The 12,121-nt window shown below is 70.3% G+C and carries 15 protein-coding genes; 2 read left to right on the forward strand and 13 right to left on the reverse strand.

Annotated features, from left to right (window positions below):
• The 6 genes from MRBLMI12_RS18195 to infC form a co-directional block, all read right to left on the reverse strand.
• On the reverse strand, nt 1–915 hold the full coding sequence (locus tag MRBLMI12_RS18195; RefSeq protein ID WP_349427086.1) for a glutamate ABC transporter substrate-binding protein: 915 nt from the start codon (nt 913–915) through the stop codon (nt 1–3).
• Between the two features lie 62 nt (nt 916–977).
• Nucleotides 978–1,769 (reverse strand): amino acid ABC transporter ATP-binding protein, encoded by a 792-nt coding sequence (locus MRBLMI12_RS18200; protein WP_414686233.1) that lies wholly within the window; start codon nt 1,767–1,769, stop codon nt 978–980.
• Nucleotides 1,770–1,856: 87 nt separating this feature from the next.
• Nucleotides 1,857–2,657 (reverse strand): TrmH family RNA methyltransferase, encoded by an 801-nt coding sequence (locus MRBLMI12_RS18205; protein ID WP_363357671.1) that lies wholly within the window; start codon nt 2,655–2,657, stop codon nt 1,857–1,859.
• A 250-nt stretch (nt 2,658–2,907) separates the two neighbouring features.
• Nucleotides 2,908–3,291, reverse strand: a complete 384-nt coding sequence (rplT, locus tag MRBLMI12_RS18210; RefSeq protein ID WP_045297244.1) for a 50S ribosomal protein L20 — start codon at nt 3,289–3,291, stop codon at nt 2,908–2,910.
• Nucleotides 3,292–3,321: 30 nt separating this feature from the next.
• The gene (rpmI, locus tag MRBLMI12_RS18215; RefSeq protein WP_349427083.1) at nt 3,322–3,516 is read right to left on the reverse strand and encodes a 50S ribosomal protein L35; all 195 of its coding nucleotides are present in this window, start codon (nt 3,514–3,516) and stop codon (nt 3,322–3,324) included.
• A 71-nt stretch (nt 3,517–3,587) separates the two neighbouring features.
• Nucleotides 3,588–4,262, reverse strand: a complete 675-nt coding sequence (gene infC, locus MRBLMI12_RS18220; protein ID WP_349429119.1) for a translation initiation factor IF-3 — start codon at nt 4,260–4,262, stop codon at nt 3,588–3,590.
• Nucleotides 4,263–4,610: 348 nt separating this feature from the next.
• Between infC and MRBLMI12_RS18225 the strand changes: the two genes are divergently transcribed.
• Nucleotides 4,611–4,979 carry a DUF1844 domain-containing protein gene (locus MRBLMI12_RS18225; protein ID WP_163620451.1) on the forward strand — a complete coding sequence of 123 codons (369 nt, stop codon included), beginning with the start codon at nt 4,611–4,613 and terminating at the stop codon, nt 4,977–4,979.
• A 116-nt stretch (nt 4,980–5,095) separates the two neighbouring features.
• Here the strand turns inward: MRBLMI12_RS18225 and MRBLMI12_RS18230 are convergent, their stop codons facing one another.
• The 7 genes from MRBLMI12_RS18230 to MRBLMI12_RS18260 all read right to left on the reverse strand — a co-directional run bounded on the left by MRBLMI12_RS18230 (nt 5,096) and on the right by MRBLMI12_RS18260 (nt 11,005).
• Nucleotides 5,096–6,490, reverse strand: a complete 1,395-nt coding sequence (locus MRBLMI12_RS18230) for a pyridoxal phosphate-dependent decarboxylase family protein (RefSeq protein ID WP_363357672.1) — start codon at nt 6,488–6,490, stop codon at nt 5,096–5,098.
• 136 nt (nt 6,491–6,626) lie between these two features.
• The gene (locus MRBLMI12_RS18235; protein WP_363357673.1) at nt 6,627–7,418 is read right to left on the reverse strand and encodes an SseB family protein; all 792 of its coding nucleotides are present in this window, start codon (nt 7,416–7,418) and stop codon (nt 6,627–6,629) included.
• Nucleotides 7,402–8,148, reverse strand: a complete 747-nt coding sequence (gene priA / locus MRBLMI12_RS18240; RefSeq protein WP_349427080.1) for a bifunctional 1-(5-phosphoribosyl)-5-((5-phosphoribosylamino)methylideneamino)imidazole-4-carboxamide isomerase/phosphoribosylanthranilate isomerase PriA — start codon at nt 8,146–8,148, stop codon at nt 7,402–7,404. The genes MRBLMI12_RS18235 and priA overlap by 17 nt, the downstream gene beginning before the upstream one ends.
• A gap of 73 nt (nt 8,149–8,221) precedes the next feature.
• Entirely contained in the window at nt 8,222–8,893 is a 672-nt protein-coding gene (gene hisH / locus MRBLMI12_RS18245; protein ID WP_363357674.1) for an imidazole glycerol phosphate synthase subunit HisH, read from the reverse strand.
• Nucleotides 8,890–9,498, reverse strand: coding sequence for an imidazoleglycerol-phosphate dehydratase HisB (hisB, locus tag MRBLMI12_RS18250; RefSeq protein ID WP_363357675.1), 609 nt, complete (start codon nt 9,496–9,498; stop codon nt 8,890–8,892). The genes hisH and hisB overlap by 4 nt, the downstream gene beginning before the upstream one ends.
• The gene (locus MRBLMI12_RS18255; RefSeq protein WP_363357676.1) at nt 9,495–10,589 is read right to left on the reverse strand and encodes a histidinol-phosphate transaminase; all 1,095 of its coding nucleotides are present in this window, start codon (nt 10,587–10,589) and stop codon (nt 9,495–9,497) included. Before MRBLMI12_RS18255 ends, hisB begins: the two co-directional genes overlap by 4 nt.
• A gap of 71 nt (nt 10,590–10,660) precedes the next feature.
• Entirely contained in the window at nt 10,661–11,005 is a 345-nt protein-coding gene (locus MRBLMI12_RS18260) for a LysM peptidoglycan-binding domain-containing protein (RefSeq protein ID WP_349429118.1), read from the reverse strand.
• A gap of 383 nt (nt 11,006–11,388) precedes the next feature.
• Here MRBLMI12_RS18260 and lexA point away from each other — a divergent pair, with 383 nt between their 5' ends.
• The gene (gene lexA, locus MRBLMI12_RS18265) at nt 11,389–12,069 is read left to right on the forward strand and encodes a transcriptional repressor LexA (RefSeq protein ID WP_349427076.1); all 681 of its coding nucleotides are present in this window, start codon (nt 11,389–11,391) and stop codon (nt 12,067–12,069) included.
• The last annotated feature ends 52 nt before the right edge of the window (nt 12,070–12,121 follow it).

Consider the following 12,121-nt stretch of genomic DNA (forward strand, 5'->3'; position numbering starts at 1 on the left):
TCACGAGGCCGGGTCGACCTCGGGCTGCGTGCCCGTGATGCCGGCGGGCGCCAGGTGCTCATCGAAGAGCGCCGTCCAGACGTCGCCGCCGTCGGTCAGCAGCGTGTTGATGTGCTCCACCATGACGGTGTCGCCCTTGGCCACGCCCACGCCATAGCGCTCTTCGCTGAAGGGCTCACCCGCGATCTTCAGCTCGTCAGGACGCTGCGCGACGTAGCCGGCGAGGATCGCCTCGTCGGTCGTGATGGCGTCGACCGAGCCGGCGAGCAGCTGCTCGACGCACTGCGAGTACGTGTCGTACTCGACGGTGTCGCCGGGGTTGAACTCATCGCGGATGCGCTGCAGCGGCGTCGAGCCCGTCACCGAGCAGACGATCTTGCCCTCGAGGTCGTCGGGGCCGTTGATGTCCTCGTTGTCGGCCGCGACGAGCAGGCCCTGACCCGTGAGGAAGTACGGACCGGCGAAGTCGATCAGCTCCTTGCGGGTGTCGGTGATCGAATAGGTGCCGACGTAGTAGTCGATGTCCCCGTTCACGAGCGCCTGCTCGCGGTTGGCCGAGGGAATGGTGACGTACTCGATCTGGTCCTCGTCGAATCCGAGGGATGCCGCGATCCAGCGTGCGATGTCGACATCGAAGCCGGTGCGCTCACCGGTGGTGGCATCCTCGTAGCCCAGACCGGGCTGGTCGTTCTTGACACCCACGATGACGCCGTCACGCTCGGTCATGGCGTCGAATGTCGGGCTGCCCTCGATCTGGACGTCCGTCGCGACCTCCCACAGCGCGGTGGTGTCGTCGCCGCCGTCGCCGCCGTCCTCGGTCGGGTCCGCACCCGGCGTGCCGCTGTTGCAAGCGGTCAGGGCGATGGCCGCGAGCGCGATTCCCGCGATCGAGGCGCTGATTCGTGTCTTGCGCATGTGATTCCTCCTGGGTTGCGTATGCGTCTTCTTCGTTTCCGCGCCGCTGTGAGGCGCGAGTCTCAGTGGGTCAGCAGCTTCGAGAGGAAGTCTTTCGCGCGGTCGCTCCGGGGGCTCGTGAAGAACTCCTCCGGGGTCGCCTCCTCGACGATCTGCCCGTCGGACATGAAGACGACGCGATCGGCCGCCTTGCGCGCGAAGCCCATCTCGTGGGTGACGACGATCATCGTCATGCCGTCCTGGGCGAGGCCGACCATGACGTCGAGCACCTCGTTGATCATCTCGGGGTCGAGCGCGCTGGTGGGCTCGTCGAAGAGCATGACCTTGGGCTGCATGGCGAGGGCGCGCGCGATCGCGACGCGTTGCTGCTGTCCGCCGGAGAGCTGCGCCGGCAGCTTCGCCGCCTGCTGAGCGACACCGACGCGCTCGAGCAGCTGACGACCCATCTTCTCGGCATCCGCCTTCTTCATGCCCCTCACCTTGAGCGGCCCGAGCGTGACGTTGTCGAGGATCGACAGGTGGGCGAAGAGGTTGAAGGACTGGAACACCATGCCGACGTCCGCGCGCAGCGTCGCCAGCTCCTTCCCCTCCTTGGGAAGCTCCTTGCCGTCGATCGTGATGGTGCCGCTCGTGATCGTCTCGAGGCGGTTGATCGTGCGGCACAGGGTGGACTTTCCAGACCCCGACGGGCCGATAACCACGACGACCTCGCCGCGATTGACCGTCAGGTCGATGTCCTTGAGTGCCTGGAAGTCGCCGTAGTGCTTCTGCACGTCGGTGATCTGGACCAGGGGATCGCCGCGACGGACGTTGATGTTCGACGTCTTCGGCGAGCTGTCATCGGGCGTCGTCATACGGTCACCCTATGGCGCCGCGGGGAGGCTCTACCAGTAGCGCGCCGCGTCTTTACCGTGTTGTAACAGCGCGGGAACAGCGCAGGGTCAACCGGCGGCGCGCTGCGCGAAGGCGGTCTCGTACAGGCACACGCTGGCGGCCGTCGCGAGGTTCAGCGACTCGGCGGCGCCGTAGATCGGCAGTCGCAGCGAGAGGTCCGCCAGCGCGAGGGCGTCGTCGTCGAGGCCGCGGGCCTCGTTGCCGAACAGCCACGCGGTCGGCTCGGCGAGCACGTCGCGGGCGGCGAGGAAGTCCCCTCCCCCTACGTCGGCCGCGATGACGCGGACTCCGGCCGCGCGGGCCTTCTGGACCGCCGTCGCGAGGTCGACGCCGACGGCGACCGGCACGTGGAAGAGCGAGCCGGTCGTCGCGCGGACGACCTTCGGGTTGTAAGGGTCGACCGTGCGCCCGGTGAGGATGACGGCATCCGCCCCGGCGGCGTCGGCCGCCCGGATGATGGTGCCGAGGTTGCCCGGGTCGCGGACCTCCTCGCAGATCGCGACGAGGCGCGGTGACGCCGCGAACACGTCGCGGACCGACGTCGGCGACTGCCGGGCGACGGCGACGATCCCCTGGGGCGTCACGGTGTCGGCCATCGCGTCGAGCACCGCCTCGGTCGTGTACACGACCTCCAGACCGGCATCCATCGCGGCGTCGCGCAGGTCGGTGTGCTTCTCGAGTGCGGACGGCGTGGCGAAGATCTCCACGAGCGTCTCCGGACGGTACGCCAGCGCCTCGCGGGCCGCCTGCGGCCCCTCGAGCAGGAACAGCCCCGTCTCCTGACGGGCGCTCCGCTTGGTCAGCTTCGCGACGGCGCGGACACGCGGAGAGCGAGGGTTCTCGAGCACGGCATCAGTCTAGGGTCGCGGCATCCTCCCGCCGCCACGGATTCCGCCGCCACCTCAGCGCGAGACCCCAGCGGACGGACGAGACGGTGGGAGAACCCCGGGGTCTCGTCCGTCGGGTGGGGTCTCGCGGTCAGCGCGGAGCGACGGAGCGGGGAACGCGGGGGCGGCGGAGCAGGGAACGCGGGGGCGGCGGACGCGAAAAGGGGCGCCCCCGTGAGGAGGACGCCCCTTTCGAGACGGCGAACCGGCGTCAGGCGCTCTTCGGAGCGTTGACGTTCTCGGGCAGCGCCTTCTTGGCGGTCTGGACGAGCGACGCGAACGTCTTGGGCTCGTTCACCGCGAGCTCGGCGAGCATGCGACGGTCGACCTGCACACCCGCGAGGCCGAGGCCCTGGATGAAGCGGTTGTACGTGATGCCGTTCTGGCGGGCAGCGGCGTTGATGCGCTGGATCCACAGACGGCGGAAGTCGCCCTTGCGCTTGCGACGGTCGCGGTACGCGTAGACGAGCGAGTGGGTGACCTGCTCCTTCGCCTTGCGGTACAGACGCGAGCGCTGGCCCCGGTAACCGGAGGCGCGCTCGAGGATGACGCGACGCTTCTTGTGGGCGTTGACGGCCCGCTTGACTCTAGCCATTTCGATTGATTCCTATTCCTGCGTCGGCGCTCAGAGGCCGAGGAGCTTCTTGGCGACCTTGGCGTCGCCCTTCGCGAGGACCTGGTCCTGCGACAGGCGGCGGGTACGGCGGCTGGGCTTGCCTTCGAAGTTGTGGCGAAGGTTCGCCTGCTGCTTCATGAGCTTCCCGGTGCCTGTGACCTTGAAGCGCTTCTTGGCGCCCGAGTGGGTCTTCTGCTTCGGCATCTCTTCTTCCTTCGTTTCACTTCCCGCCCAGGCGGGAGTCGGTATCCCGCGGTGCGGGAGTCTGTGGGGGCCTATTCGGCCGTGGCGGTCTCGGACTCGGCGGCCGGAGCTGTCTCGGCTGCGGTGTCGGAGCTCTCCGAGTCGGCGTCGCCCTGCGGGCCACCGCCGCTGCGGGCGGAACGCGCTGCCTCCTTGTTGGCGGCGCGCTGCGCGTTCTGCTCGGTCTTCACCTCGGACTTGTTCTTGTGCGGGGCGACCACCATCACCATGTTGCGGCCGTCGATCGTCGGGTTGGACTCGACCGTGCCGAACTCGGCGACGTCCTCCGCGAACTTGCGGAGGAGACGCACACCCTGCTCGGGGCGCGACTGCTCGCGGCCACGGAACAGGATCATCGCCTTGACCTTGTCGCCCGCCTGCAGGAAGCCCTCGGCGCGCTTGAGCTTGGTTATGTAGTCGTGGGCCTCGATCTTCAGACGGAACCGGACCTCCTTGAGGACGGTGTTCGCCTGATTGCGACGCGCTTCCTTGGCCTTCTGCGCAGCCTCGTACTTGAACTTGCCGTAGTCCATGATCTTGACCACGGGCGGCTTCGAGTTCGGGGCCACCTCGACGAGATCGAGGTCGGCCTCCTGGGCCAGGCGCAGCGCCACCTCGATGCGGACGACGCCGACCTGCTCACCCGCGGGTCCGACGAGGCGGACCTCGGGGACGCGGATGCGGTCGTTGGTGCGGGGATCGCTGATGCGGAACTCCTTGGGTTATGGGTTGGACCACCGCGACACATGTTCATGTCGCGGGCGGAGGAAGATCCACTCCACCCGTCAGACGCTTCGAGCGCCGACTTCCTGCACCCTCTCCTGTGACGGAGCTCCCGCGCGGTTGCCCTGGCGGCTACCCCTCCCGTTTCTGCGTGGCCGCAGGACGGTCGGGGCGGAGTGCATGACCCGGTAGCCTGGAACGGCAAGCGCGGGTGGGATGTGATCCACTTTCCGATCCGGTACAGAACGCACCGGAGACCGCAGCAGTCTATCAGAGAGAACGGCGTGGACACGATTCGAGACCAGGACGGCGATACGACGAGCACGACGGCGGTGGATGCCGAGCGTCAGGCCCGCTGGGAAGAGCAGGAGCGCGCCGCGGCCTCCGCCTCGCGCGACATCGCCGAGGTGCCGGCCGTCGAGGTCATCACGACCGCCGCCGTGCACCTGCTGAGCGCTGCCGCGGTCAAGGTCGGCCTCGCCGACGACCCCGCGACGCAGACCGACCTCGACGAGGCGCGCAAGCTCATCAACGCCCTGGCCGGCCTCATCACCGCGGGCGCCCCCGAGATCAGCGACATGCACGCACGCTCGCTGCGCGACGGCCTGCGTTCGGTGCAGCTGGCGTTCCGCGAGGCATCCGTGATCCCCGATCCGATCGGCAAGGGCCCCGGCGAGAAGTGGACCGGGCCCGTCACTTGACGTGTCGCGGGTCGATGCGAGCGCCAGCGAGCGTTGATGTGCGACGGGTCAAGGTTGAGCGAGCGAAGCGCGTCGACACCCACGGCAGGCAGACCTGACGACGGGCGCGATCGCGCTCAGCCCTCGATGCCCAGCGCGGCGGCGCCGCGCGCCACGGCGTCCACCGTGCGGCGCACGGCCTCGGCATCGGTGCCGTGATTGCTCACCGCGAAGCGCACCACCGTGCGGCCGCGCCACACCGATGACGAGGCCCAGACCGTCCCCTCGTCGCGCAGCCACTCCCCCAGCGCCGCGGTCATCGCGTCGTCCGGCGCGGCGAGGCTCACCTGGGTGAACACGACGTCGTTGAGCACCTCGAGGCCGGGAATCTCGCCGAACCCGGCGGCGAGCGTCGCCGCGGCATCCGCCAGCCCGTCGATCAGCGCCACCACGCCGTCCCTGCCGAGGGAGCGCAGCGCCGCCCAGACCGGCACGCCCCGCGCGCGGCGCGAGAACTCGGGGACGCGGTCGTACGGATCGGAGACGCTCATGATCGCGGGCAGATACGCGGCGTGCGCCCCGAGCGCAGCCGTCATCGCGGCCTCGTCGCGCACGATCGCGACGCCGCAGTCGTACGGCACATTGAGCGTCTTGTGCGCGTCGGTGGCCCACGAATCGGCGCCGGCGAGTCCGGCGACGAGGTGCTGCAGGCGCGGGCTCGCGGCCGCCCAGAGGCCGAACGCCCCGTCGACGTGCACCCAGGCGCCGCCTCTGTGGGCGACCTCGACCGCGTTCGCGAAGTCGTCGAAGGCACCCGAGTGCACGTCGCCCGCCTGCAGCGCGACGATGGCCGGCCCCGTTCCCTCGGCGAGCGCCCGCTCGAGCCCGCCGACATCGATCCGCCCCTGATCATCTGCGCCGACGGTCCTCGGCGCTCCCAGACCCGCGAGCCGACCTGCCAGCACCATCGACACGTGGACGGCGTCGCCCGCGAGGAAGCGGATGACGGGTGCCTGCTGGATCCCGGCCGCGGGGTCCGCGCCGGCGCCGCGCAGGACGGCGTCACGTGCCGCGACGAGGCACGTGAAGTTGGCCATCGTCCCACCCGTCACGAATCCCACACCGCTCCCGGCGGGCAGGCCGAGCAGTTCGAGGAGCCAGGAGGCGGCGACCTCCTCGACCGCGGCAGCCGCCGGGGTCAGCTGCCGCGCACCGGCGTTCTGATCCCACGCCGAAACCAGCCAATCCGAGGCGAGCGCAGCCGGGTAGGTCCCGCCGATGACCAGGCCATAGAACCGCGGCGAGCCGAGCGCGATGAGACCCGGCCCGGCTGCGTCCGCGAGCTCCTCGACCACCGCCGTCGGCGGCATCCCCTCATCGGGCAGGACGTCGGGCAGCCTCGTCAGAATCCCGTCGGCGTCGGCCTCCGGACGGATCGGGCGATCGGCCAGCGCCTCCAGCCAGCTCAACGCGTGTCGATGGGCGACCTCGAGCGCCTCCCGGTACTGCTCCACGGTCACGCCGTCGTCCATGCCGGGCCCCCTTCGCCGACCCGATCATGCGCCGCGCGCGGTCCCGGCCGCAAGAGCCGAGGCGAACGGCTGCGCCTGAGCCTGAGCCTGAGCCTGAGGCCATGGGCCCCGCCGCACGGGGGTCGGTTACGCCGGCTCAGGCGCGGACGAGCTTGACCGTGAGCGAGTCGACGAGCACCGCGATGCGGTCATCCGCGGCCCACCGCGAGGCGAGCCGCGCCAGCACGGCGTCGAGCTCGGCCTTCTCGAGGCCGTCCATCAGGTGAAGGCGCACCACGAGCTCCGGCCCGCGGAGGCGTGCGTCGGGGTCGCCGGGCTCCACGGACAGATCGATGACCGCCAGCTCGCCGCCGATGCTGTCGTGCAGTCCGGCGAAGACCTCGGGCGACAGGAAGCTCGGCTCCCACGGCTTTCCCTGGCCGATCGCCCACACGGCTGGGCGACGGATGACGAACTCGGTGTCGGAGCCCGGGTCGAGCACGATGAGATCGGTGTCGTCCGCGGCGGCCGACAGCGCGGTGCGGACGCCGTCGGCGGGAACCGGCCGGGCCTCGGCATCCCATCGCTTCATCGCATCCACGGACGAGAACACCGGCAGCACCCGGCGTCCGTCGGGCGCGGCCACGGTGACGATCGACAGCTCCTGGGTCTTGTCGACCTCGAGGCCGTGGGCGCCGATGCCGTGGTCGCCCTTCTCGGCGACGAGCGGGATGAGCAGGCGGGCCGCCCGGTAGGCGTCGATCACCTCTCGCTGCCCGCCCGAGCCCGCGCGGAACGCGGTGAGTGCCGCCAGCAGCGCCGGGTCGGCGGAGCCGTCGTCGGAGGCATGCGGGTTCGACTGGAAGCTGCGCCCCTCCCAGGGCACGCCGGCGGAGTCGCCGCCGGGTCCGTGACCCGGGACGGCAGGAGGATCAGTATCCGGCGACATCCAGCGCCTCGGCGAGCGTGAACGCGCCGGCGTACAGCGCCTTGCCCACGATCGCTCCCTCGACACCGAGCGGGACGAGATCGCGCAGGGCTGCGATGTCGTCGAGGCTCGACACGCCACCCGAGGCGACGACCGGCTTCGGCGTGCGCGAGGTGAGCTCACGCAGCAGGTCGAGGTTCGGACCCTTGAGAGTGCCGTCCTTGGTGACGTCGGTGACGACGTACCGGCTGCAGCCGGCCGACTCGAGACGGTCGAGGACCGTCCACAGGTCGCCGCCCTCGCGGGTCCACCCGCGGGCGGCCAGGGTCGTGCCGCGCACGTCGAGGCCCACCGCGATCGCGTCGCCGTAGCGGCCGATGACGTCGGCAGCCCACTCAGGGTTCTCGAGCGCGGCCGTGCCGAGGTTGATCCGCGACGCACCGCTCTCGAGCGCAGCCTCGAGGGTGCGATCGTCGCGGATGCCGCCCGACAGCTCGACCTGCACGCCCTTGACCTGCTTGATCACCTTGCGGAGCACGCCGACGTTGCTGCCGCGGCCGAAGGCGGCGTCGAGGTCGACGAGGTGGATCCACTCGGCGCCCTGCCGTGCGAAGTCGAGCGCGGCGTCGACGGGATCGCCGTAGTTCGTCTCGGTACCCGCCTCGCCCTGCGTCAGGCGGACGGCCTTGCCGTCGGCGACGTCGACGGCGGGCAGGAGGACGAGCTTGGGTGTGGACGCGAAATCGTTCATGGCTCCTGGTTCAGGCATCGAAAGCTGTGGGGGGCGGATCCCGGAAGCACGCGCTCCCGCAGACGGCACGGTCTCAGAGGGTAGCCCTGCGAAGCCCGTCGATCCAATTCGCCAGCAGTCGGATGCCGGCATCCCCCGACTTCTCGGGGTGGAACTGAGTGGCCGACAGCGGGCCGTTCTCGACCGCTGCGAGGAACGGTGCGCCGTAGTCGCACCAGGTCAGGACCGGTTGGGGGAACGGCGGCTGGACGTCGAGCAGCCACTTCTGGGCACCGAACGAGTGCACGAAGTAGAACCGCTCGTGCTCGATGCCGCGGAAGAGGCGTGTGCCCTCGCCGGGCTCGACGGTGTTCCAGCCCATGTGCGGCAGGACGGGTGCGTCGAGCTCGGTGACGACACCCGGCCATTCGCCGAGTCCCTCGGTGTCGACGCCGCGCTCGACGCCGCGCTCGAAGAAGATCTGCATGCCGACGCAGACCCCGAGCACCGGGCGTCCGCCGGCGAGGCGACGCTCGATGAGCTCGTCGCCGCGGCTGGCGCGCAGCGCCTCCGCCACCGCGCGGAAGGCGCCGACACCCGGCACGAAGAGGCCGTCGGCGTCGCGGATCAGACCACGATCAGCCGTCAGCCGCGCATCCGCTCCCGCCGCGACCAGCGCCTTGACGGCAGAGTGCACATTGCCCGACCCATAGTCGAGGACGGCCACGAGCGGCCGCTCGCCGCGGGAGGGCGTGCTTTCGCTCACAGGGCGCCCTTCGTGCTCGGGATGCCGTGCACCAGCGGGTCGAGCGCCTTCGCCTGGCGGAACGCGCGCGCGAAGGCCTTGTACTCGGCCTCGGCGATGTGGTGCGGGTCGCGGCCCGACAGCACCCGCACGTGGACCGTGAGCGCGGCGTTGTACGAGATGGCCTCGAACGTGTGGCGCACGAGGGACCCCGTGAAGTGGCCGCCGATGAGGTGGTGCTCGAAGCCTGCAGGCTCGCCGGTGTGCACGAGGTAGGGACGGCCGCTGATGTCGACGACGGCCTGCGCGAGCGCCTCGTCGAGGGGCACGAGGGCGTCGCCGTACCGCGAGATGCCGGACTTGTCGCCGAGGGCCTCGCGGATCGCCTGGCCCAGCACGATCGAGATGTCCTCCACCGTGTGGTGCGCGTCGATGTCGGTGTCGCCCGAGGCCCGCACCGTCAGATCGGTGAGCGAGTGCTTGGCGAACGCCGTGAGCAGGTGGTCGAAGAACGGCACCGTCGTGTCGATGCGGCTGCGGCCGGTGCCGTCGAGATCGAGCTCGAGCTCGACGGTCGACTCGCTCGTCGCCCGTCGCAGCGAGGCGGTTCGTGGTGCGGCGCTCATGCCGCCGATCCTACCGAGGCGAGGGCGTCGAGGAAGGCGGTCGTCTCCTCGTCGGTGCCCGCCGTGACCCGCAGGTGCGCCGGGATGCCGACGTCGCGGATGAGCACCCCCTCGTCGTAGAGCGCGCGCCACGTGGCCGCCGGGTCGGCTACTCCCCCGAACAGCACGAAGTTCGTCCACGACTCGTGGGGCGTGTAGCCGAGCGCCTCGACCGTCGCCGAGATGCGGTCGCGCTGCGCGACGATCTCGTCGACCATGCCCAGCATCGTGGGCGCGTGCCGCAGCGCCGCGGTCGCCGCCGCCTGCGTGAGCGCGCTGAGGTGATACGGCAGGCGCACCAGCCGGAGCGCATCGATGAGCGCCGGGTCGGCAGCCATGTAGCCCACGCGCGCACCCGCGAACGCGAACGCCTTGCTCATGGTGCGCGACACGACGAGCCGCTCGCGATCGGGCAGCAGCGTCAGGGCGGACCGCTCGTCGTGCGGCGCGAACTCGAAGTACGCCTCGTCGACGATCACGATGCCGTCCGTCGCCTCGTACACGGCCTCCACCACGTCGAGTCCGAGCGGGGTGCCGGTGGGGTTGTTCGGCGAGCACAGGAACACCACGTCGGGAGAGGCGTCCGACACCTGGGCCGCGGCATCGTCCGCCGCGATCGAGTAGTCGGCCGCTCGGGTGCCCGAGATCCACTCGGCACCGGTACCGCGGGTGAGCAGCGGATACATCGAGTAGGTGGGTGCGAAGCCGAAGGCCGTGCGGCCCGGTCCGGCGAACGCCTGCAGGATGTGCTGGAGCACCTCGTTCGAGCCGTTGGCCGCCCAGATCTCGTCGCGGGTGAGGCCGTGGCCGAGATAGCCGGCGAAGCCCTCGCGCAGGGCTGTGAACTCGCGGTCGGGATACCGGTTCACATCGCTGAGCGCCCGCGCGATCGAGTCCAGGATGTCGTCGGCGACCTCCGGCGGAACGGGATGCGTGTTCTCGTTGACGTTGAGGGCCACCGGCAGCGGCGCCTGCGGGGCACCGTACGGCTTCTGGCCGCGGAGATCGGCGCGTATGGGGAGGTCTTCGAGACGTGCACTCACCTCTCCCATGGTAGGCGCGTGCGGTGCTGCTCGACCGCCGCGTGACGCCGGGCGACGGTCACCCGACCGACGGGAGCGGCTCAGCGTCCGCTGTCGTAGGCTGCCGGGATCGCGATGCTCTGACCGGCCTGCACGACGACGCTGTCGAGAGCGTTCAGTCGCACGAGCTCATCGACGACGTCGCGCGGATCGCGATCGGGGGCGATGTCTTCCGCGATGCTCCACAGCGAGTCGCCGTCAGCCACGGTCACCGTGCTGAACGAACCTGCAGGCGCGCCCGCGTCACGCGAGGCCAGAGCCGCGCCGCCGCCGATGACAGCGGCGCTCAGCGCGATGACGGCGGGCAGAGCGGCGATCGCGGCCAGCACTCTCCGGCCGCGGATCGTGAGGCGCAGTCGCGTCGACGGCGCAGCCGCCGGTCGCATGAACGCCTGCTGCGGAGTGCCCCCGGCGAGCTGCCGTGCCGTGCCGTGCACGCGCTGCGCCGCGACACGCGCGGCGCGCGTCGGCGACGGGACGGATGTCGTGAAGTCGATCGCGGTCATGCTGGGCTCCTCCTGATGGGGAGAGATTCGCATTCTCCACTCGGCCGGGAGTGGAGAATGCGAACCTCTCTTCCGAAGCTATCTTCGAGTCTGTAGGATGTCAATACCGGATCCGGGCGCCGATCTCTCGAACGCGACACGCGGCCGGGTTGTTCCCCAGATGCCCGCGATCCGGATACGGTTTCGATACGAGAACCCCACCACGGGCCTCCGACATTCGAAGAAACAGCGCTCCACCGCCGAGCGCAGGACGGAGCCGGAAGATGAGCGACGCGGCCGGGCGAGACAAGCCCCAGACTCGTCGGCGCAAGAGCCTCAGCGACAAGCAGCTGGCGATCCTCGAGGTGATCCAGCGGTCGATCGCACGGCACGGCTACCCGCCGAGCATGCGCGAGATCGGCGACGCGGTGGGCCTGAAGTCGCTCTCCAGCGTCACCCACCAGCTCAACCAGCTCGAGCTGAGCGGCTACCTGCGTCGCGACGCGGGCAAGACCCGCGCGATGGAGGTGCTGATCGACCTGCCCGGCACCGCGACCGAGAGCCCCGCCGACACCTCGCCCTCCGTGGGCGATGCCGCACTGGTGCCCCTCGTCGGCCGCATCGCCGCCGGCGTGCCCATCACGGCCGAGCAGCAGGTCGAGGAGATCTTCCCGCTCCCCCGCCAGCTCGTCGGCAAGGGCGACCTGTTCATGCTGAAGGTGTCGGGCGAGTCGATGATCGACGCGGCCATCTGCGACGGCGACTGGGTCGTCGTACGGTCGCAGGCCACCGCGGACAACGGCGAGATCGTCGCCGCGATGCTCGACGGCGAGGCGACGGTCAAGACGTTCCGTCAGCGCGACGGCCACACGTGGCTGCTCCCCCGCAACTCCGCGTTCGAGCCCATTCTGGGCGACGAGGCCACGGTGCTCGGCAAGGTCGTCGCGGTACTGCGCGCCGTCTGAACCTCGCGCCGACGGATCCCGGTGTCGGACGCGTTCGAGGCCGGAGTTCGAC

Origin of the sequence: Microbacterium sp. LMI12-1-1.1 (genome assembly GCF_040676455.1) — a bacterium.
In the GTDB taxonomy this organism is placed as follows: Bacteria; Actinomycetota; Actinomycetes; order Actinomycetales; family Microbacteriaceae; genus Microbacterium.